Origin of the sequence: Chryseobacterium taichungense (assembly GCF_900109935.1) — a bacterium.
Lineage (GTDB): Bacteria > Bacteroidota > Bacteroidia > Flavobacteriales > Weeksellaceae > Chryseobacterium > Chryseobacterium taichungense.
The window spans coordinates 22,410-44,507 of the sequence record NZ_FOBV01000001.1 but is presented as its reverse complement, the minus strand read 5'-3'; the positions used below and the strand labels follow the sequence as shown (position 1 = coordinate 44,507).

The following is a 22,098-nucleotide window of genomic DNA, read 5'->3' as shown; positions in this document are numbered from 1 at the left end:
AAGAATCTATTCAATTTGTATAATCTGCAGAAATTATTTTATTTGAATTACTTGGAAACAATATGCTGAATAATCATCTCCGCATGAATTCTGGAGTTTTCAATAAACCAAAGATGGGTGTCTTTTCCTCCACAAACAACACCGGCAAGATATAGATTTGGAATATTGGTTTCCATTGTTTCATTGTTGTACAAAGGATTGAGACATTCTCCCTGTAGCTCAATTCCGGAATTTCTTAAGAAGTCGAAGTCGGGAAGATAGCCCGTCATGGCCAATACAAAATCATTTTCGATTTCACGGATTTCACCTTTTTCATTTCTAAAAATGACAGTTTTTTCTTTAATTTCAATTAATTCTGAATTAAAATGTGCGGCAATGCTGCCTTCCGAAATTCTGTTTTCAATATCAGGCTTTACCCAATATTTCACACTTTTGGAAATTTCTGAATGACGGATAATCATCGTTACTTCAGCGCCTTTTCTGTAAGTTTCGAGAGCTGCATCCACCGCAGAATTGCTGGAGCCTACAACAACGATTTTCTGTTTAGCATATGGATAAGGTTCAGTATAATAATGCTTTACTTTAGGAAGATCTTCCCCCGGAATATTCATCAGATTCGGAATATCATAGAAACCGGTTGATATAATTACATTCTTCGCAGAATATTTTCCTTTCGTAGTTTCAATTTCAAAGAGATCATTTTCTCTGGAAACTTTCTCTACCTTTTCATAAAGATTGATATTGAGATTCCGTTGTCTTGTGATTCCCTGATAATATTCCAATGCTTCCTGTCTGCCGGGTTTAGGAGCCGTAGAAATAAACGGAATATCACCTATTTCCAGTTTTTCAGCCGTAGAAAAGAACCTCATATATAAAGGGTAGTTGTATAAAGAATTTACAATTGTTCCTTTTTCTATAATTAAATAGCTGAGATTATTTTTCTGGGCTTCGAGGGCACAGGTAAGTCCGATCGGCCCGCCTCCGATGATAAGAATATCCAACGTTTCCATTTCACAAAATTACAAAAACAATAACGAAAGGCTTTATACAAGGTAAAAAATGATAGGTTTATATTGGGTGTTTTAAATTAATTTATCCAAAAAAGTGGTACCGGTTTTGATGACTTTAGCAAAGACATTTTAAATTATGAAAAAAATATTCTTTTCGATCTTAATTCTGAGTATGCTTGCCTGTAAGAAAAATCCAGAAAAATTTGTTAATGATACTAAAGATTCTTCCGGTCAAACCACTGATAATACGAGTAATACAAACTTACCGATAAAAAAAGAGGAATCCCTGAAAAGTCTGAATGAAGCCATTATTCTGTCATTAAAAGAAAAAAACTATAATAAGTTCGTACAATATATCCATCCTGAAAAGGGAGTGAGATTCTCAATGTATGCTTTTGTAAATCAGGCAGAAGATAAAAAGTTTTCGAAAGCGGATTTCATAAAATACCAACCTACAAAAACAATTTTCACATGGGGTGTACTGGATGGATCCGGTGATCTGTATAAAGCAACAATCAACGATTATCTTGGAAAATGGGTATATGCTAAAGATTTTGCAACAGGCCAGGTATCAATAAACGAGTTTCAGGGAAGCGGAAATTCACTGAATAATTTAAAGCAGATTTATCCTAAAGCAGATTTTACTGAAAATTTCATCAAAGGCTCAAAAGCCAATGCGGAAATGGATTGGAAATGTCTCCGTCTTGTTTTTGAAAAATTTCAGGGCAAATATTATCTGGTGGCGGTGATCAATGATCAGTGGACAATTTAAAAAACATAAATATTCTCACCTCAACCTTATCCTCAACCTCAACCTTAACCTTAACTATAACCTATTAATTATCTAAAATCTCAGCCAATTTCTTTGTAAGATTTTTTCTCGAAAACTGCTCAATATTCTGATCGTTTTTCAGAAGATTTCCACTTTTCCAAAGTTCAAACTTCTCCAGGATAAATTTTTTTACCGTTTTAGAGTCTGTGTAGCTGAAGTGTTTTCCAGCCTTTGTTTCTTCCAATATTCGGGAAACATCGGCATGATTCGGACCAAAAGAAATAATCTGTTTTCCTGTCGCCAGATATTCGAAAATTTTTCCTGGAATAATTCCCTTTGAAGATTCATTCGGGAAATTGGTAATCAACAGAATGTCTGAAGCCTGCATCTCTTCAATGGCTTTGTCATGAGAAAGATATCCAAGGTTTAGAATATGGTTGCTTAGTGTAGAATTTTTTAAAGTAGATAATATTTTATCGTCGATTCTTCCTACGAATTTTAAAACAAAATTCTCAGAAAACTCAGCATTTTCTTCTACCAGATCATCAAGTGCTTTCCAAAGATTTTCCGGGTTTCTGAGCTGTTCTAAAACGCCAATATAGCTTAATGTGAAACGGGTTTGAGATTTTGAAGGTTTGAGGGTTTGGGTGTTTGAATCAGATTCGTCAAATCCGTTGGTGATACAAAACGAATTGGCTCCTTTATTTCTGAAATTTTCTGCATCGGTATAACTTGTAGCAAGCGTGATATCAGCATTTCTGAAAACGTCACTTTCCAGTTGTCGATGTTTACGATCGGAGGTTTTGGTTAATTTTAAATGCTTGTAATAGGAAATTTCCGTCCAGGGATCACGGAAATCAGCAATCCATTTCAGGTCGGGGAATTTTTTCTTCAGGTTTAAACCAATCAGATGCAGGGAATGTGGCGGACCGGACGTCACCACTACATCAATTTTATTTTCTTTTAAATAATTTTCTAAAAATTTCACAGAAGGTTTTACCCAAAACACTCTCGCATCAGGAATGAAAAAGTTACCCCTCACCCAGATTGAAAGCTTTGATTTCCAGCTTTGGTTTTTTCCTACATCGAACTGTCCTGCTTTGAACTTTTTATTGCTTTTATTAAGTTTTTCGGCCAGCTGATACGGTTCCCAGATTTTTGTCCTGACAATTTCAATATCTCCTGGAACATCTTTCATTAAACTTTCATCCAGCAACGGATAACTCGGGTTTTCAGGGGTATAAATGATCGGTTTCCATCCGAATTCCGGTAAATATTTAGCAAATTTCAGCCATCTCTGAACGCCTGGTCCCCCCGCCGGAGGCCAGTAATAGGTGATGATGAGTATTTTCCTTTGTCTCATATAATTATGTCATTCTGAATGAAGTGAAACGAAATGAAGAATCTCATTTAATTTCATCATTTAGAAATTTCCAGGTTGGATTAAATTCATTGATTAGGGCTTCTTTTTTATTTCTGACCCAACCTTTAATTTGTTTTTCTCTTTTTATAGCAGTATCAATATCCTTAAAACATTCAAAATAAACTAAAAAGAAGCATTTGTATTTAAATGTAAAACTTTTATCTATCGCTTCTGGATTTTTATGCCAATACAATCTTTTTTCTAAATCATTGGTTACCCCGGTGTATAATACTGTTTTGATCTTATTTGTCAATATATAGACATAATAATTGTGAGTTCCCAGGGTTTTCATCTTCGTGTTTATTTTATTTAAATTTTTAGAGATTCTTCACTGCGCTTTGCTTCGTTCAGAATGACAATTGCTTATTCTTTCGTTGCTAAAATTTGTCCTTTGCCTCTTTTGCGGTAAATAAAATAAATTCCAAAACCGCCCAGTAAAATAAATACGGCGAAGCACAGAAGCGAGATCCATTTTCCTTTTTCAATTACCTCGGGTTCAAAGATCATTTTTATGTTGTGGCTTCCGGCAGGAACATGTACTGCTCGGAGAAGATAATCTGCCTTGATGTAAGGAACTTCTTTTTCATCAATGAAGAATTTCCAGCCGTGAGGATAGTAAATCTCTGAAAATACTGCCAGCTGAGGTGTTTTCGACTGAGATTTGAATTCCAGCTCGTTAGGCTGATAATTTGTTAAATTGATAAATGCTGTTGAATCTGCCTGAACCGTTTTGCCATCAAAGTATTTTTTGTCAGATACAGCAATCACTGCTGTTTTTTTACTGTCAATGACACCAATTGATTTGATCTCCTGGTTAGGTGATTCTACGAATTTCAGGTCGCTTACAAACCAAGCATTTCCGTTGGCTCTTGGATTAGGAATTGCCTGCGGTTGATCAGGACTACCTACGACAAGGTATTTTGCATTTAAAAGATTAAGGATATTCGGAACTCTTACTGAATCCATAATCTGGAAATATTCATTGATCACGTCGTCATATCTTCTTAGCTTCACCGCATGATATCCGCCGATGGAAGATTTGAAATATGACGTATTCGTCTCGCTGAATGTTCCTAAAATGTTATTAAAGATCCTGTAATGCGTTTTATCTTTTTCAGCGATGGTTTCTAATGTTTTATTAACGTTTATATTTGCTAAGATCGGTTCGAGGTTTGGGTTGCCCTGAACTTTTTCCACCATAAGATTTGAACTTTCTGTCTGGAAAGGATTTTCGGCAAAGATCTTGTCAACATAATTGTCATCATTAAGATAACGTTTGTTGACGCTCCAAAGGTCAAATAAACTTACTACTCCAAGGATTACTAGCGCAATATTTTGATTAAGTTTTTGCTTTAAAACCATAAACAAAGTTGCAACAGCAATAGCAACGTATATAAAAGCTTTTATGGCGTCAATTCTGAATAATTTAAATCTTTCTTCCACCAGATAATCCAGCAGGAAAGGAGGAAGATATGTTTTTTCGTTGTCTGTGTGGAATCCTAGTAAAGATTTTCCGAAAAGCAGTAGGATCAACACAAAACCTAGTGTTCCTCCACCAACATAAAGAAGAATTTTCTGTTTGTATTCTGTTGTTAATTCTTTATCAGTAAAAAATCTGTATAAACCGATGATTGCAATTAAAGGAAACAGCAGTTCTACCACTACGAGGATTGAAGAGGGCGCCCTGAATTTATTATAAAAAGGAATAAAATCAATGAAGAAATCAGAAAGTGCCATAAAGTTGCTTCCCCATGCTAAAAAGATGGTCAGAATCGTTGCTCCGAGGATCCAGTAGCGGTACTTTTTCCAGGCAAAGAAAAATCCTAAAAGTGCCAGAAAACATACGATGGCTCCCTGATAAGCAGGTCCTGAAGTTCCCGGCTGGTCGCCCCAGTAGGTAAGGCTGCCAAAACCTTTGGAAATTCTGTCCATTTCAGCCTGAGAACCTACATTTTCCTGAACAAGCTTCTGCACTTTATTCATCATTTCCTTTCCTTCAGGTTCCTGGCTTCCGCCACCCATCAGTCTCGGTATGAAGAGGTTTAGGGTTTCCAGTTTTCCGTAACTCCAAAGCAGCATGCTTTCTTTATCCATTCCTGATGCTCCGCCAGTGTGACTTTCGTTGGTTAAAATCTGTTTTCCACGAACGGTTTCTTTAATGTATTCGGAATTTGCCAAAATTCTCTGAGAGTTCATTCCGACACCAATCAGGCATGATGCTGCAATAATTCCTGAAGAGATCAGGAAATGTTTCATTGGTGTTTTTTTCTGAATCGCACGAATCAATTCAGATAAGAATAAAAATCCTAATGCAAGAAACAGATAATACGTCATCTGCGGGTGGTTGGCTGCAATCTGTAGCCCCATAAATAAAGTCGTTACAATGAATCCCCAGATGTAGTTTTTTCTTATATAAACCAGTAAAATTCCGGCAAGAAGCGGTGCGAAATATTCAATGGTATTGATTTTACCGTTATGCCCCGCTGCAATGGCAATGTAAAAATAAGTTGAGAGCCCGAAAAAAGTAGCTCCCAATAAGGCGTATTTCCAGTTTCTGACAGCAACCATTCCCAACAGGAAAAAGCCCGCGAAGAGCAGGAAAATATAGTTGACCGGCCTCGGCAAAAAGTTCAGTTTAGAATCAATTTGTTTAATAATATCTCCCTTGAACTGGCTTCCCATCTGGTAAGTAGGCATTCCCCCAAACATAGAGTCACTCCAATAGGTTTCTTTTCCGGTATCAGCCCGGTAATCGAGAAGTTCTTTGGCGCCGCCGCGGTACTGCACGATATCGTGCTGGAAAAGCTGTTTTCCCGTAAAAACAGGAGTGGAATATAAAAATGCTAGAACGATAAATACAACTAATGAAATTGCAATATAAATCAGGTTTTTATTTTTCGCCATGTTGATGGTTATTATCTTTTATTTTCAGAATTACCTTTATCATTACTGTCTTTTACCTCTTCGTAATCTACGGTTTCAGCATCCCAGTTGATATTTTTATTGTTTTTATTTGAGTTTTGAATATCCTGCTGCTTATTATTCTGATTGTTATTGTTAAATCTATAACCATAAAATGTTTTAAAGAAAATTCTTTTAAGAATATTCCACACAAAGAAAATAATGATTGCGGCTAATACCAGCTCAAAAATATATTTCATAATAATTAAATGTTTATGGTTCAGGGTTTGAGTTTATTTTAAATGTTGGGAAGTTTAAACCCAAACCTTGAATTCTGAACTATTTATTTTGAAGACGGATTGACCATTACAGAAGAATTGGAAACACTTTTCATAGACTGGGATTCTTTCCCGTTTGAAATGGTTTCGATCTGTGTTGTTTTCACAGAAATATTCTGATTATTGATCCATCCGGTATTCTGATCAAATTTGATGGTTCCGTTTTGTGTCAGTTCACTGCTCAGACTGTGGGTTACTTCTCCCTGGTTCTGTTTTTCAACTTTTTTAGGGATGCCTCCGGTTACAGCAATTTCAGCAATACCATTTCCGACACTTTTTAATACGTAATTGGATGTCACTTTTATTTTTCCCTGTGCATCTGCATTTTCGCTGTTTGTCCATTTTTCGCCTACTTTGACCCCTTTTCTCGGAATAATGGTGAGGTTTTTATTGAACTGATCTTTCAGCACCTTTTCGTTGAATGATTCTTTCAGGCTAGCGATAATGCTTTCTTTCTGATTTTTATCCTTCACGATAGTACCTACTGAATTCCCCACTTTGTTGTAAACTGCATCAAAACCTGTTATGGAAATTACATTCCCTTTGGTGTCCATCTTCATATTAAGCTTATTGCTGGTAAGTGCTCTGTTGATGTTCCAGATCATTTTCAGGTCATCTTCTTTTGGGATAGGTAATTTTGTATCAACAACAACTGTTTTTCCCTGTGCTGTCTGAGAGTTTCTTTTGGCAATAAGATTTAACGTAATATCATAAACATTCCCTTTGATGTCATTTACGGTAAAAGACATCTCGTCAGTCGATTCACTTGTAGCATTAAGCGTTTTCCCGGTAGGGTCTGTCATTGTTTTCGTGTCTCTCTGGTAAGTTGTTAAAGGATAAGTTTTTCCTTTCTCAAGCTTGAAACTTTGGGTATAAATGCCTGCGGAGTCTTTAATGGCAGGATTTTCTTCAACTTTTGCAACAGAATCTGCCGGAACTTCTACGGTAATGGTTTTTCCTGTTTTAGGATCTACTTTTGTGATTTTTGCCGTTTCTTTTTTATTACAAGAAACTAGTGCTATTGTTGAGATTAGCGCTAATGCTGCTATATTTTTCATTAAATTCTTTTTAAATTTTATTATTAACTTATTACAGTCCTGAATTAGCTTTCATTTTCTGTCTTACTGCTTCATATAAAATCGCTCCACAGGCCACAGAAACATTCAGAGATTGTATTTTTCCTTCGATAGGAAGTTTTATTTTTTCATCAGCGTGATGAAGAACTTCTTTTGAAATTCCGGTTTCTTCGTTACCCATTACAATAGCGCAAGGCTCTTTAAAGTCTACATCATAAATGAGCTTTTGTGCCTTTTCGCTGGCGGCAAATACAGAGATTCCGCTTTGCTGAAGGAAATCTACCACGTGAGCCAGATTCGGTTCTTTACAGATTTTTACATTGTAAAGTGCTCCTGCAGATGTTTTTATAGCATCTGAATTGATCGGCGCAGCACCTTTTTCGGGGATGATCACGGCATCTACTCCCACACATTCGGCAGTTCTGCAGATCGCTCCGAAATTCCTTACATCCGTTAATCGGTCCAAAATTAATAAGAAAGGTGTTTTTCCTTCTTCAAATAACTGAGGAACAATATCTTCCACTTTATGAAAAGGAACATCTGAAATAAAGGCAACCACGCCCTGATGATTTTTTCTTGTAAAACGGTTGAGCTTTTCAACCGGAACATAGTTGGGACGAATTTTATTTTTAGCTAAAATTGCCTTAAGCTCAGTATAAATAGGTCCTTGTAATGCATTCTGCACAAAGATCTTGTCAATCGTTTTTCCTGCTTCAATAGCTTCAATCACGGGACGAAGCCCAAAAATAAAATCGTCTTTTTTATCTGTCATTTTGATATGTTAAATTGTGAAATGTCAATTGTCAATTTGCTTTTGAGTCAATTTATTGCTGTAAAAATTCGCCTTTACTTCTGACAGCAAAGCAAATTCACCCTTAACTTATCTTCCTTTCTCTCCTAAAATTGCTCTTTTCTGCGCCAGGATATAGCCGTAATGAATGCTTTCATGCATGTTGTTGAAAATGATAGCATCCTGAATACTTTTAAGATCCATTCCAAAACTTGTGGTGTATGGAGTGTAATCCGAAAAGAAATCGCTGTCATAATCCCTCATGAGAATCTTTGATGTTTCTGTAAGCAAAAATTCAAGATCCTCCACTTCAGATTTTTGAACATTCAGGTTGGGCAAAGTCCCTTTTTTGTATGTCTCAATCCAATATTTATCGATTCTGAAAGGATTTCCGCTTAAGTAATAATGCAAAAGCTGCTGGGTAGCAACCGTATGGGCCATATTCCAGTATATATTATTATTGAAGCCGTCCGGAATCAGCAAAAGATCTTCGTGAGAAGTGTTCTGTAAAATATCCAAAAGGTTCCTGCGTACCTGTCTGTGAGCTTGAAAATGATAGTTCACTTTACAAAATTTTAATCACCAAAAATAGTTTAATAAACTGGAAATGACAATTTTTGAACGGATGATTAAATCAAATTTTATATATTTTTATGAAAATTTGCTTTATTAATACAAAGATTTAAAGTTTACTTCATTTTCAATCTCGCATTAATGCCGGAATATTTAACAAACTTTAACTCAAAAATGGCATTGATTGTGTTGATTTATGCAAGTATTTATTAGAAATTTACCAATTATTTTAAATTAGACTATGTCAGATACATATCAAGCAGAAGATATTCGCCAGTTAACGGAACAGGTAAAGGAAGCGAACTTCTATTTTTCCCGTCTTCGCGAAGAAATCAATAAAGTTATCATCGGCCAGGAATATATGATAGACCGCCTTTTGGTGGGGCTTTTAGGAAACGGTCACGTTCTTTTGGAAGGGGTTCCGGGTCTCGCGAAAACCTTGGCCATCAAAACCCTTGCGGAAGCTGTTCATGGTGAATTTTCCAGGATTCAGTTTACTCCGGATCTTTTGCCGGCAGATGTCGTAGGAACGATGATCTATAATGTTAAAGATAATGATTTTTCCATTAAAAGAGGTCCCGTTTTTGCGAACTTCGTGTTGGCAGATGAGATCAATCGGGCACCAGCAAAAGTGCAGTCTGCATTGCTTGAGGTGATGCAGGAAAAACAGGTTACCATTGGTGATGAAACCATGAAACTGCCAAAGCCTTTCTTGGTATTGGCAACACAAAACCCGATCGATCAGGAAGGAACTTACCTTTTACCTGAGGCGCAGAGTGATCGTTTTATGCTGAAATGTACGATTGACTATCCTAAATTTGAAGATGAGAGAATGGTCATGAGAATGGTTTCAACATCTCACCAGCCTGTAGTAAAGCCTGTGATTTCTCTTGAGCATATCGTTGCTGCCAAAGAATTGATCAACCAGATCTATCTTGATGAAAAGATAGAAAAATATATTCTTGATATGGTTTTTGCTACGCGTTTTCCTGAAAATTATGGTCTTTCTGAACTGAAAAATTACATCAGTTTCGGCGCGTCTCCAAGAGCATCGATCAATCTTGCCATTGCTTCCAGAGCGTATGCATTTTTGAGAGGAAGAGCATTCGTAATTCCTGAAGATGTTAAATCACTAGCAAAAGATGTGTTAAGACACAGAATAGGTTTAACTTTCGAGGCAGAAGCGGAAGAAATTTCATCTGAAGAAATCATTAACAGAATTTTAGCGAAAATTCAGGCTCCGTAAATGGATGATATTGTCATAAGGAAAGCTGTTCAGCAAGATTGTGGTCCGATGCTGCAGCTGATCAAAGAACTGGCAGATTATGAAAAAGCGTTACACGAAGTTATGTTAACGTTAGAGCAATTTATAGAAGATGGATTTGGAAATTCTCCGGTTTGGGGAGCATTTGTAGCTGAACATAATGGAGAAATTCTTGGAATTTCGCTATACTATGACAGGTATTCAACGTGGAAGGGCAGAAGGCTGTATCTTGAAGATCTGGTAGTAACGGAAAAATGGAGAGGAAAGCAAATTGGAAAGAAATTATTTGAAGCAACCATGGAATACGGAAAATCCTGCCAGTATAGCGGAATGGTTTTCCAGGTGCTGAAATGGAACGAGCCCGCCATTAATTTCTACAAAAAATACAGTCCGAAATTTGATAATGAGTGGTTTAATGTTTCTATAGAGTTTAAATAAAATCGAAGTGGGAAGTAAGATGATAAAAATTTTAAAAACTCAAAAAAAATGCTCAAACACTAATATTCTCAAACGTAAGAAATGCAGATAAAGGATATTGTAAAAAAAGTAAAGCAGATCGAAATCCGTACCCGAAAGAAAACGGAAGCTACTTTGATGGGGCAATATCACAGTGCTTTTAAAGGTCAGGGTATGACTTTCTCGGAGGTTCGCCCCTATCAGTTTGGAGATGAGATCCGAAGAATCGACTGGAATAAAACAGCACGGTTCAGAGAGCCGTTTGTAAAGGTAATGGAAGAGGAGAGGGAACTCACCATGATGTTGCTGGTCGATATTTCAGCTTCTATGGATTATGGTACCAAAAATCAGCTGAAAAGAGAATATGTTGCAGAAATTGCGGCGAGTTTAGGATTTTCAGCGGCGGGAAATAATGATAAAGTAGGACTGATTTTGTTCGCGGATAAAGTATATAAAGTTATTCCTCCACAGAAAGGCAGAAAGCACATTCTCTCGATTATCAGTACGATATTGACCGCTGATTATGTTCCGGCCATAGCAAAAATTGACAAGGCGCTGGAATATATGATGGGGATTTTTAAAAGAAAATCTCTGGTTTTTATGTTTTCGGATTTTGAAGATGAATATGATTCTAAAATGTTAAAGGCTGTATCTAAAAAGCATCAGTTGCTGGGAATGCGGATTTTTGATGTAAAAGATAATGAGATTCCGGATGTTGGCTATACTTTATTATATGATGCAGAAACAGGAAAACAGATCTGGGCAAACACATCCAATGCAAGATGGAGATATAATTTTGCAGAAGCACAAAAACAGAAACTGAAAGCGCTTGAGGAAGATTTTGCCAACAGCTCAGCCAGTTTTCTGAATATGGATACGGGATCAGATTATTCGAAGTTGTTGTATAATTATTTTCAGAAGAAATAACATCAATAGTAATGGGCTTTAGCCCATTTAAATTAGAAAATAACATAAGGCTTTAGCCAAAACGTATTATTAAAAATTGAAAAAATTATTATTTATATTTTGTTTTCTTATCTGTGCGAATGCTTTTTCACAGATTCTTTCTTCCAGCGTAGAAAAGAAAACCATTGCTCTCGGCGAGGTGGATCATATAGTTATCACTATTAATAACCTGAGCAATGAAAAAGTTTCTGCTGCCCCTGAAAATGAATTGCTGCCTTTTCATTTTGAGGAAGTAAAAGACAGTATTTCGCAGACGCAGGACGTTTATTACAGAAGAATTGAATTTGCCGTTTTTGAAGAAGGAAAATTTACCATTCCGGAGCTTGAGTTTAAAGTGGGAGGAAAAATACTGAAAACAATTCCTTACGAGATTGATGTGATCAATACGGCTCAGAAGACCGATCAGATCAATGATATCATGAATAATAAAGAGGTGAAGCTGGAAGTTACCGATTATTGGCAACTGTATAAGTTTTATATTCTTGCGGCTATAGCGTTGATTGCTCTTATTATTGCTATTATAATCATAGTTAAATACGGAAGAAAATCAAAAGATTCTCCGGTGGTTGCTACCAACCAGACGTTAAAAGAACTGGATTCTCTTAAAAAGAAAAAATATGTGGAAACCGGAAACTACCGTTCTTTCTATGTTGAACTGATTGATATCTCCAGAAAATTTATCACCAAACAATACCGTTTGCCTGCAGATGTCCTGTTGACCGATGATCTGGTTGACCTTATGAAAAAAAACAATACAATCTCTCAGGAAAATGAGCGTGTTGTAGAAGACGTATTTTTAAGAGGAGATCTTGTGAAATTTGCAAAAACTTTTCCGGATAAAGAAACAATGGAAAAAGACCTTTCAGAAATTACTGAGTTTGTAAAGCGTTCATCAAAAGATTTGGAATTTGAAAATTTGAGAAAAGATGTTTGATTTTGAGTTCTACAGCCCGTGGTTTTTATTGCTCTTTCTGATATTTATTCCTCTGTTCATCAGAGATATAAGCAGTCAGAAAAGGAAAGGGATTAAAGTTCCTACCGTTAAAAATATGGGTGAAAGCGGAGGAATCCGTATTGTTATGTTTTTATTGAAAATTTCAAAATACATCATTCTGTCTGCATTGATTATCGCGATGGCAAGGCCCCGTACTTTTACAATTTCTCAGGATCGGGATGATACAAAAGGAATTGATATTATGCTTTCAGTAGACGTTTCATTAAGTATGCTTGCTAAAGATCTTACTCCGGATCGTCTGACTGCTTTAAAAGATATTGCCATTAAATTCGTTCAGAAAAGACCTAATGACAGAATCGGACTGGTTACTTATTCCGGGGAAGCATTTACCAAAGTTCCGGTAACCTCAGACCATCAGGTAGTTATTGATGAATTACAAAATCTTAATCCCCTGGAACTCCAGCCGGGAACGGCTATAGGAGAAGGACTTTCGGTAGCGGTTAATCACCTGAAAAACAGCAAGGCGAAAAGCAAAATCGTTATTTTAATGACCGATGGAGTCAATACAATAGAAAATGCAATGCCTCCGGCCCTGGCTGCAGAATTGGCAAAAAATAATAATATAAAAGTATATGCCATAGGAATCGGTACAAACGGTTATGCACTGATGCCTACACAGACTGATATTTTTGGAGATCTTGTTTTTACGGAGACTGAAGTGAAAATCGATGAGCCTGTTTTAAAAGAAGTTGCCCAGATGACGGGGGGAAGATATTTCAGAGCAACGTCCAATACAAGCCTTGAAGAGGTGTATGATGAAATCAATCAGCTTGAGAAATCGGATGTGAAGGTTGCAAAGCTTTTTAATTATCAGGAGTATTTTAAAGTTTTTCTCTGGATTGCTTTAGGAATGTTGTTTCTGGATGCTTTATTGAGATGGTTTTTTTATAAAATTTTAAGCTAATGGATTGGTATTTAGGGAATTATTGGTATTTATTATTGCTGTTGCTTTTGCCGCTGTTAGCTGTCTTTCTGGTTCGTTTTTTAAAATGGAAAAAGAAAAAGAAAAAGCTTTTTGCAGATAGTCAGTTTCATGAGCATTTGTTTGAAAAACAATCAGGTTTTACGAAATTTTTTCCTGTTTTGTATTTGTTGGGAACTTTATTTCTTATTTTCTCAATCATCGATCTTTTGAGTGGTTCTGAGGAAGTTAAAACAAATCAGAAACTTAATAATGTTATTTTCATGCTGGACGTTTCCAATTCGATGAACGCTGAAGATATAAATCCGAGCCGTTTGACGGAAGCAAAAAATCTCATTATCCAGACCATGCAGAAAATGAAGAGTGATAAAGTAGGAATTGTAATATTTGCAGGAGAATCGACATCAATAATGCCTCTTACAACAGATTATACTTCTGCGGAAACCTATATCGGAGGTATAGAAACCAATTCGATGCAGATACAGGGTACTGACTTTTTGAACGGTATGAAAACAGCAGTACAGAAATTTAAGAATGTTAATAAAGACGCGAGAAAAGTAGTTTTACTGAGTGATGGTGAAGATAACGAAGGAAATGATGAAGCAGCCATAAGACTTGCTAAAAAAGAAGGAATTATGATTACTTCGGTAGGAATAGGTTCTGATGAAGGTGCTCCGGTTCCGGAATATACGTTCGGCCAGCTCATGGGCTATAAAACAGATATGTCGGGGCAGACCGTGATCTCAAAAAGACAGACGGAAGCATTGAAGAAAATGGCAGAATCTACAGGCGGATCATATATCGACGGAAATAATATCAATGAAGCTCCGGATCGAATTATTGACGCGTTGAAAAAGAAAACCGGATCTTCTGAAACGATGGTTAAATCGCAGAATGCCAACCATTATTATCAGTATTTCCTCGCAGTTGCGATATTTTTCTTTTTGTTAATCTATCTGTTTAACCCTAAAAGAGATTTTAATGTCTGAAAATGGCACGAATTGCCCGAATTTAGCCTGTACTTTAACCCAATTTTAACAAATAAAAGACTGTTTATTAACATATAAAGAAATAATTTTGCATCTGATGAATACTAAAATCATTTTTTTGTCGTTTATTACTGCTTTCTTCTGCTCAGGATTTGTTTTCGGCCAGAAAAATTACCGTACCCTGGTATATGAAGGCAATGAAAAATTTAACGGTAAAGATTATGATGGAGCATCCGTGAAATATATGGAAGCTATAAAAAACAACGATAAAGATTTTACAGCGCATTACAATCTTGGTAATGCACTCTATAAAAGTAAAAAATACGAAGAAGCAAAAGCAGAGTTTGAAAAAGCACAGAGACTTTCTCAAACTATCCCTGATAAAGCGGCGGCGCTTCACAATTTAGGAAACGCCTATATGCAGATGAAGCAGCCGGAAAAAGCGGCAGAATTTTATAAACAATCTCTGAAACAAAATCCTTACAGTGAGGCAACCAGAAAAAATTATGAGATTGCCAAACTGAAGGAAAAAGAAAACCAGCAGAAAAAGCAACAGCAGAATAATTCTGGCAAAGGAGGCGGTGGCAAAGACCAGCAGAAAAATGAAGATCAGAAAGGTCCTAAAGATCAAAATCAGGGCCAGGGGCAGCAGAATCAAGGTAAAGGACAAGGGAATAATCCCGACCAGAAACCTAATAATGAAGGCAAAATCCCAAAAGAACTTGAAAATCAGATACTCAATAAAGTAAGCGATAAGGAGAAAGAAACCGCCAGAAGAATTTTAAATAAAAATTCTTATTCGATGCCTGAAAGCAACGAGAAAGATTGGTGATGCAGAGCAGACTTACCTACATATTGTTCCTATTATTATCCGTAATCTCTTACGGACAGGTCAATCTCAGGGTAACATCTGATAAAATGGTATATACTACCACTGATGTCGTTAATCTTACCATTTTATTGGAAATTGAGGGAAGCGATTACAACAATCAGCAGACAAAACTGAGATCTCCCGATTTTTCAAAATTTAATCTTATCGGAACCGGCTCTGTTACCAATGGTCTTATGGATCCCGAGACCAATATGGTGATTTATCAGTCTGTAACGCGATTAGCATTAGAGCCAAAGCAAAAAGGAAAAGTGAAAATTGGTTCTTTCCTGATCACATTTAATAATAAGATCTATAAGACAGAGCCATTTGAAATACTTGTTAAAGAAGCAGACAAAAAACCTTCTGTAGCGGTTAATACCTCAAAAGATGTTTATCTGAATATGGAGGTTGAGGACAGAGATGTTTATCAGGATGAGCCCACTATTGCTGTTCTTAAAGTGTATTCCAGAAATATGGATAATTTAAGGAGGGTAAAAAATATTCATCTGCCTAAGGACAACAATCTGGACGTCTATCCTATAAGCATGGCAAAATCTGAGATTGATCCTTCAGATTATGGAAATATGGCGTCGCAGGTTCTGGCCATATTTATGATTTTCCCTAATGAATCAGGGTATGTTGAAGTGCCAGGAGCTTCGGCTTCTGTGAGTTCTTATGCTGGGAAAAATAAAATTGTTTCTAATAAAGTTAAAATTAACGTTAAAAAGCTTCCTGAAGGTGCTCCGGAATCTTTTAAAAATGCTGTCGGAAATTTTAAAGTAAGCATCTCCAATGTTTCAAAGGAAAAAGCTGAAGTTAAAAAGCCCATCAATGTACTGGTAAAAGTGAGCGGCGAGGGCAATCTTAAAAATCTGGAACTTCCAAAAATTGCGGAATCATCTGACTATGATGTTTTTGCTCCTAAAATTACATCCAAAGTAACTACAGAAAACACCGGAATGAAAGGTGAAATTCTGGCGAATTACCTTGTTATTCCTAAAAAAGCTGGTGAGATTTCTATAAAAACTGAAAACTTTGCATTTTTTGATCCTTCCAAAAAAGAATATATAAATCTTGGTCAGGAAGTGTTGAATGTTAATGCATTCTCTCATGACCAGATCATGGAATCACGCACTACGGTAGAAAAAGTAAATGAATATACCAATACTTTTTTAGAAACAGTTAATACACCCGTATTAAAAACGACTTCCTTCAAAGTAAAAGAAAAAAATAAATTCCATTGGAATATACTTTTTGTAAATATTGCTATTTTATTGGCATTATTTATAGTTTACCTTCTTTTTAGAAACTGGCAGAAAAAACGTAGGCTAAATAAAAAAATTGAGCCTTTGGAACCTGTAGGTTCGATTGCGGAAACTGAAGAAGAGATTAGGGAAAGACTGAAAACAGACGTAAATGATTATTTCAGTTATTTAGAAAATCTTAAGGATAAAAAAGATTATCAAAAGTTTTTTCAAATCTATGATGAGTTGGATTCTGAAGTAAGAAGTCAATATTTCCAAAGTTCAGCAGAAGATTTTATAGATTTTCTTGAAAATTATAAAGGTCCTGCAATCGCCGAACAGTACAGAAGTCTTAGTCAAAAGATACAAATCGAGAAATATGCTCCTGTAAAATCTTCTGAAGCAATAGATATGCTTTTACAGTCGATAGTAGAATTATATTCCCAAATTAGCAAATAATCAATTTATTTTCATATTTTTGCGAAATTAATAATTGTAAAGGCATGGAAATTTTTAATGATTTTTCTATTAAAGAAATCGTTACCTGTTTTATGGTTCTTTTTGCTGTGATAGACATCATAGGATCGATTCCTATTATCGTGAGTTTGCAGCAGAGATTCGGTAAAATCGAAGCCGAAAGAGCGACCATTACAGCCGGTTTGATTATGTTGGTCTTCCTTTTCGTAGGAAATAAAATTCTGAAATTTATCGGGGTTGATGTCAATTCATTTGCTATTGCCGGAGCTTTTGTTATTTTTATTATTGCTCTGGAAATGATTTTGGGTATTGAAATCAATAAAACTTCCGAAGCACGATCTGCTTCCATTGTTCCGATCGCTTTTCCTTTGGTGGCCGGAGCAGGAACATTAACAACAACTTTGTCTCTAAAAGCTGAATTTCACGATATTAATATCATTTTTGGAATTATACTCAATACAATTTTCGTATATTTGGTGCTGAAATCTGCAAACTGGCTGGAGAAGAGAATCGGTGATGCTACATTGGCAATCCTGCAGAAGGTTTTCGGAATTATCCTGTTGGCAATTTCAATTAAATTATTCACCGCAAACTTTGCCCAATTGGTGCAGGCTTATATTAATTTTTAAGAATCATGCAGAAGTTTTATAAAGTATTTTTAGTAGTGTTTATTGTTTTCATCGCAATCAATATTTATGCGTTGGACTGGCAATCTGATATTTTGTCAGAAGATAATCTGAAGTTTGTATTTTCAGCAGCTTCAGCAGTAATCGGTCTTATTTTGCTTTTTGTAATGAATACATGGAGTAAGATAGGCGTTAAAAAATAAATATAAATTCATATCAATATAAAACCTCTTTCGGACAGGAAGAGGTTTTTGTTTTTTAAATAAATTTAGTTGTAGTCATTTATCTTTGATAAATATCAACGTACAATCGAAAGATTTTTCAGAATAGCCTCCGATTTCAGCTCCGTTTCTCTCCATTCTTTTTCAGGATTACTTTGTGCCGTAATTCCACCACCTACGAAAATATGGATTGAATCCTCGTATAGCTTGCAACAGCGAAGATTTACAAAGTAATAAATATTTTCTTCGTTTTCTATTTTTATATATCCTGCGTACAATTCTCTTGGAAATTTTTCCAGTTCACGGATCTTTTCTTTACAAAAATCTTTCGGAATACCGCAAACTGCCGGTGTAGGATGGAGTTGCCGGATAATTTCGTCCAGATGTTCAGGTTTTATTTTAGCTTTAAAATCCGTTCTGAGATGTTTTATGTTTCCTGATATATGATCGTATGTAGTAGACTCTTCTGGTTCCTCAGAATAATTTTTAAGAATGTTTCTGATGTATTCAGTGACAGGTTTCTGTTCTTCAATTTCTTTTTCAGACCAGCTTTCTGAAACCGGAAGAGTTCCTGCAAGGCTCATCGTTTCAAAGCTATGTGTTTTTTTATTGAATTTTCCTAAAACCTCAGAAAAAGCACCCATCCATGCATTTTTTTCATTGATAAAAATATATCGGAATGCATTCGGATAAGACTGACAAAGATTTTCAAAACTTTTTTTAAGATCAATTTCGCGAAATTCAGTGAATATTTTTCTTCTTGAATATACTAGCTTTGGCAACTGATTTTCCTTAATCACTTCAATGACTTTTTCAAGATTTTCTAAATAATCATCTTTTGTTTCGGCAATGAATTTATTTTCATCTTTAGGTAAAGATTCACCTGAAAAGGTCAGTTTATCAAAATCTTTAGGGCTTATTTCGATGATTTTTCCGGGATGTTCATCTGTTTCCAAGCCTTCAAAAGGGTAAAAGGCGATATGCTTTTCATCGTAATTATTGTCTGTGGAATAGAGATTCTCGTCGAATGGAAGTTTAAAGTAAATCATTTATAATACTTTTCGGATATCATCGTCCGGAAATAATGTATGAAATTCCGAAGTTGATTTTCCTTTCTGCAAAGGTATTACTAGTCTGAAAAATGTCAAAATCAAATGATCTGTTTTTTAAGGAAACGTTCTTCATTTGGTATTGCTGATATTCTAAAGATAAAAGAATTTTTCTGAAAAATCTATACTGAAGACCTAATGAAAATCCAAGACAGGTTTGGCTGCTTTTAAAGTCATCCATTTTTGTCAGAACGTTATTTTCAGGAACAAGAAACTGCATTTTATAGGTATTGTGATTAACGAGAATTCCTGCGAAAGGGCGCAGGTTTTTCCATTCATACAATAATTTGAGCTGTAAGGTGTAATCGAAATGTTTATTATTAAATCTTTGAAAAAGTAGCGGCTGATGATCTTCTGTAAAATAAAATCCATTCAGAACGCTGTCATCTTTGTTGGCGTCGATGTCAAATGTTGAATTCCAATGGTATATATCGGCAGAAAGCATTACAGAGGTATTTGCAAATAAAGTCCTGGCAAACCAGATCCCTAACTTTTGACCAAATTGTTCTTTGTCCGTAGCAATAATTTTCGTCCAGTCACTTTTTTTGAAACCAAATCCTGCTTCAATACCGTATTCAAAAGTGTTTATGTTCTGTTTCCGTATTCTGTTTTTTGCTATTTGTTTCTCAAGTTCTTCTTGATAGATATTTCGTACGAAAAACTTTTCTTCTACTTTCGGTTCTTGAAATATTAGATCATTAGGTTTAATCTTTAGAGGTTTCATCAGATAAACGGTGTCATAGACAACAACATTTTCATAGACATATACCGTGTCTACTTTCTTCTTTCTCTGAGCTTGTAAAATGCTAATGAAAAATATAAAAAAAAGAAAAAATATCTTTCTTATAATCATGGTTTGGCTATTTATCTTTCTACAAATATCGTATCCCTTTTGATGATTTTTTTTACGACAATCACTCTTTGAGGGGCTTCATAGAGGGAATCTTTCGGTATTATTTTTTTGCCGTTCTTTTTTGTATCAATACTTTTCTCATCATTGGTTTGCTGTAGTTTATATGAGCTTTTTTTCTTCACATCCGCAATATCTTCACTTTTTATCTTTTCATCGGATAAGTTTCCGTTTATTTTGTCCACTTTTTTTTCTTCGGTTGGTTTTTGAATTTTAGCGACATTCTTTACATTCGTTTGCCCCGATGATGAACTTAAGGGATTTTTTACAGATAAATTTTTTTGATGATTAACTAAGAATAATGAAGTTATAATCATGATCAGAAAAGTTATACTGACTATCATTTTGGTTTTAAAAGATTTTCCTGTATATGCAATGGAAGTATTTCCAATTTTCATATCTGAAGGAATCTGAAAATTTTTTGAAGGAGATATTTTAAAATCGGCAAATTTGTTTTGGAATGTTTGTGCCCAAAGCAACCCTCCAAGCCCGAAAATAACAAGTAGTTGCGCTATTTTATTTTTCGTTGTATTTTGACTGACAACGTTGTTTAATAAATAATTCTGAACCGATTTTTTTGCTCTCAGGAGATGAGATTTTGAAGTATTTACCGTTATTCCCAATAGCCCGGAAATTTCAGCATGTGAATGATTTTCAATAAAATATAAATTGAAGACCGATTTATGATGGGGTGGAAGATTGTCGATGGACGACAGTAGTTCTTCATTGGTAAAATCGTAAATGAAGATATTTTTTTCTTCGAAAATAGGATGTTCCATTTCTGTATAAGTATCTGGAATTTCTGATGGTTCTGTGGAGACAAATGTATCTTTGCTATGTTTACGGATATGCTGCAAAGCATTGTTGACGACAATTTTTTTGAGCCATGCAAACAATGCTTTCTCATCATTGAGCTGATGGTTTTTCTGAATTGCCGTGATGAAACTATCCTGCACAATATCTTCTGCTGTATAAATATCCTGTATATATCTGCGGCAAATCCCCAAAAGTTTTGGGGATAAACCTGAATAAATTTTGTTCCAATCCGGCTTTATTTTAGACATAGTTTTTAGTTTTCTACAACATATATTGAATTGAATGTTGAGGTGTAGTTTACAGTTCCGTTTTGTGTACCGTTTATACTTTGAGCTTCCACGCCATTGATAAATACTTTACCAAGATACGTATTATTTGGAGTGCTGTATTTTATCATAAATACATTATCGTTTAAAACAAATAAATCCTGAATAGAAGTTAAAGAGGAAAAACCTGTACTGATAATGTTATTATTTTTGAAATATTCATTTCCCTGGTTGTAGTAAGTTGTGTAAAGATCATTGGTTTCAGGATCAGAAGTAATCTTTCCATAGAAAGGTAAGCTTATTGTGTAATCACCGATCAGTGTTTCTGTATTTGATAAAACATTTTTGGAATAATATTTTGCATTTTTCTGGAAAAGAAGATGTAATCCGTTATTATTTTTAGCAAAGTTGAATACATAATTAGGATTTCCCAACGAATTGAAAGCCGTATTTTTAAAATATCCTCTGTCAGTATTCTGGTTATTATCAACAACAAGAGCTGATACATAAACATCTGAACCGTTGATAATAACTCCTTCAGCAGAATCGATGTATTGACTTTTATGAAGTATCGTCTTTGCCCCGTTTTTCCAGTAACAAAGTTCATATCTCTCATCAGGATTGGCAGGTGAAAGATTTTCAACATAACCAGCAAAATAAATATCTCCATTATTAACTGCAAACGCAGTAATATCATTCTGTGCTGTAGAAGGAATTCCCAGATACTGCTTAATCTCGTTCTTGGTATTGTTTTTCCAGAAATAATGTATGGATTTAAATGATGTCGGTGTCATTCCGATACTTCCCGTTACATAAATATTGCTGTTTTCCACCTTGATTTCCAAAGGTGATAAATTGTCTCCCCCAGTAAGGTCGGTTTTTACATTGTTTTTCCAATAGCAGGCTTTGCTGTTTTCTTTTCCTGCAATATAAACATCATAAGACTGTGGAATTGTGCCTGCTGTTTCATCATTAACTTCAGTTGTTGTACTGCATGAATTCAGTATTGATAAAACAGATACAAAAAAGGGTAAAAGTAGTTTTTTCATAGAAAATTGTTTTT

Annotated in this window: 23 protein-coding genes; 11 read left to right on the top strand and 12 right to left on the bottom strand. The window is 35.3% G+C overall.

The window, feature by feature from the left end:
* Positions 1–47 precede the first annotated feature (47 nt).
* Positions 48–1,010: a YpdA family putative bacillithiol disulfide reductase gene (locus BMW64_RS00235; RefSeq protein ID WP_089997861.1), complete on the bottom strand. Its 963-nt coding sequence runs from the start codon at positions 1,008–1,010 to the stop codon at positions 48–50.
* Between the two features lie 136 nt (positions 1,011–1,146).
* On the opposite strand from BMW64_RS00235, the gene BMW64_RS00230 reads away from it, so the two are divergent.
* On the top strand, positions 1,147–1,782 hold the full coding sequence (locus BMW64_RS00230; RefSeq protein WP_089997860.1) for a hypothetical protein: 636 nt from the start codon (positions 1,147–1,149) through the stop codon (positions 1,780–1,782).
* 64 nt (positions 1,783–1,846) lie between these two features.
* On the opposite strand, the gene BMW64_RS00225 is transcribed toward BMW64_RS00230, so the two are convergent.
* The 7 genes from BMW64_RS00225 to BMW64_RS00195 form a co-directional block, all read right to left on the bottom strand.
* A complete protein-coding gene (locus tag BMW64_RS00225; RefSeq protein ID WP_089997859.1) occupies positions 1,847–3,145 on the bottom strand; it encodes a glycosyltransferase family protein in 1,299 nt (432 codons plus the stop codon).
* A gap of 43 nt (positions 3,146–3,188) precedes the next feature.
* Positions 3,189–3,497, bottom strand: a complete 309-nt coding sequence (locus tag BMW64_RS00220; RefSeq protein WP_089997858.1) for a GIY-YIG nuclease family protein — start codon at positions 3,495–3,497, stop codon at positions 3,189–3,191.
* 71 nt (positions 3,498–3,568) lie between these two features.
* Entirely contained in the window at positions 3,569–6,109 is a 2,541-nt protein-coding gene (locus BMW64_RS00215) for a hypothetical protein (RefSeq protein WP_177175202.1), read from the bottom strand.
* An 11-nt stretch (positions 6,110–6,120) separates the two neighbouring features.
* A complete protein-coding gene (locus BMW64_RS00210) occupies positions 6,121–6,366 on the bottom strand; it encodes a hypothetical protein (protein WP_089997856.1) in 246 nt (81 codons plus the stop codon).
* A gap of 83 nt (positions 6,367–6,449) precedes the next feature.
* On the bottom strand, positions 6,450–7,502 hold the full coding sequence (locus BMW64_RS00205; protein WP_089997855.1) for a DUF6263 family protein: 1,053 nt from the start codon (positions 7,500–7,502) through the stop codon (positions 6,450–6,452).
* Positions 7,503–7,533: 31 nt separating this feature from the next.
* Positions 7,534–8,292: a 23S rRNA (guanosine(2251)-2'-O)-methyltransferase RlmB gene (gene rlmB / locus BMW64_RS00200; RefSeq protein WP_089997854.1), complete on the bottom strand. Its 759-nt coding sequence runs from the start codon at positions 8,290–8,292 to the stop codon at positions 7,534–7,536.
* Positions 8,293–8,400: 108 nt separating this feature from the next.
* Positions 8,401–8,874, bottom strand: coding sequence for a DinB family protein (locus BMW64_RS00195; RefSeq protein ID WP_089997853.1), 474 nt, complete (start codon positions 8,872–8,874; stop codon positions 8,401–8,403).
* Positions 8,875–9,124: 250 nt separating this feature from the next.
* On the opposite strand from BMW64_RS00195, the gene BMW64_RS00190 reads away from it, so the two are divergent.
* From BMW64_RS00190 to BMW64_RS00145, 10 genes are all read left to right on the top strand, one after another.
* Positions 9,125–10,129 (top strand): AAA family ATPase, encoded by a 1,005-nt coding sequence (locus BMW64_RS00190; protein WP_089997852.1) that lies wholly within the window; start codon positions 9,125–9,127, stop codon positions 10,127–10,129.
* Entirely contained in the window at positions 10,130–10,585 is a 456-nt protein-coding gene (locus BMW64_RS00185) for a GNAT family N-acetyltransferase (protein ID WP_089997851.1), read from the top strand.
* An 81-nt stretch (positions 10,586–10,666) separates the two neighbouring features.
* Complete coding sequence (locus tag BMW64_RS00180; protein ID WP_089997850.1) at positions 10,667–11,530, top strand: DUF58 domain-containing protein; 864 nt, start codon at positions 10,667–10,669, stop codon at positions 11,528–11,530.
* A gap of 76 nt (positions 11,531–11,606) precedes the next feature.
* A complete protein-coding gene (locus BMW64_RS00175; RefSeq protein ID WP_089997849.1) occupies positions 11,607–12,503 on the top strand; it encodes a BatD family protein in 897 nt (298 codons plus the stop codon).
* Positions 12,496–13,488: a VWA domain-containing protein gene (locus BMW64_RS00170; RefSeq protein ID WP_089997848.1), complete on the top strand. Its 993-nt coding sequence runs from the start codon at positions 12,496–12,498 to the stop codon at positions 13,486–13,488. The genes BMW64_RS00175 and BMW64_RS00170 overlap by 8 nt, the downstream gene beginning before the upstream one ends.
* Positions 13,488–14,495 carry a vWA domain-containing protein gene (locus BMW64_RS00165; protein ID WP_089997847.1) on the top strand — a complete coding sequence of 336 codons (1,008 nt, stop codon included), beginning with the start codon at positions 13,488–13,490 and terminating at the stop codon, positions 14,493–14,495. Before BMW64_RS00170 ends, BMW64_RS00165 begins: the two co-directional genes overlap by 1 nt.
* Positions 14,496–14,592: 97 nt before the next feature.
* Positions 14,593–15,327: a tetratricopeptide repeat protein gene (locus tag BMW64_RS00160; RefSeq protein ID WP_089997846.1), complete on the top strand. Its 735-nt coding sequence runs from the start codon at positions 14,593–14,595 to the stop codon at positions 15,325–15,327.
* Entirely contained in the window at positions 15,327–17,069 is a 1,743-nt protein-coding gene (locus BMW64_RS00155) for a BatD family protein (protein WP_089997845.1), read from the top strand. Before BMW64_RS00160 ends, BMW64_RS00155 begins: the two co-directional genes overlap by 1 nt.
* Before the next feature lie 44 nt (positions 17,070–17,113).
* The gene (locus tag BMW64_RS00150; RefSeq protein ID WP_089997844.1) at positions 17,114–17,716 is read left to right on the top strand and encodes a MarC family protein; all 603 of its coding nucleotides are present in this window, start codon (positions 17,114–17,116) and stop codon (positions 17,714–17,716) included.
* A 5-nt stretch (positions 17,717–17,721) separates the two neighbouring features.
* On the top strand, positions 17,722–17,916 hold the full coding sequence (locus BMW64_RS00145) for a hypothetical protein (RefSeq protein WP_089997843.1): 195 nt from the start codon (positions 17,722–17,724) through the stop codon (positions 17,914–17,916).
* 95 nt (positions 17,917–18,011) lie between these two features.
* Here the strand turns inward: BMW64_RS00145 and BMW64_RS00140 are convergent, their stop codons facing one another.
* From BMW64_RS00140 to BMW64_RS00125, 4 genes are read right to left on the bottom strand one after another with little or no spacing between them, the layout of a single operon-like run.
* A complete protein-coding gene (locus BMW64_RS00140; protein WP_089997842.1) occupies positions 18,012–18,983 on the bottom strand; it encodes a chorismate-binding protein in 972 nt (323 codons plus the stop codon).
* 19 nt (positions 18,984–19,002) lie between these two features.
* Positions 19,003–19,896 carry a hypothetical protein gene (locus BMW64_RS00135; protein ID WP_089997841.1) on the bottom strand — a complete coding sequence of 298 codons (894 nt, stop codon included), beginning with the start codon at positions 19,894–19,896 and terminating at the stop codon, positions 19,003–19,005.
* An 11-nt stretch (positions 19,897–19,907) separates the two neighbouring features.
* Positions 19,908–21,017, bottom strand: a complete 1,110-nt coding sequence (locus BMW64_RS00130) for an RNA polymerase sigma factor (protein ID WP_089997840.1) — start codon at positions 21,015–21,017, stop codon at positions 19,908–19,910.
* 5 nt (positions 21,018–21,022) lie between these two features.
* A complete protein-coding gene (locus BMW64_RS00125) occupies positions 21,023–22,084 on the bottom strand; it encodes a hypothetical protein (protein ID WP_089997839.1) in 1,062 nt (353 codons plus the stop codon).
* Positions 22,085–22,098 lie beyond the last annotated feature (14 nt).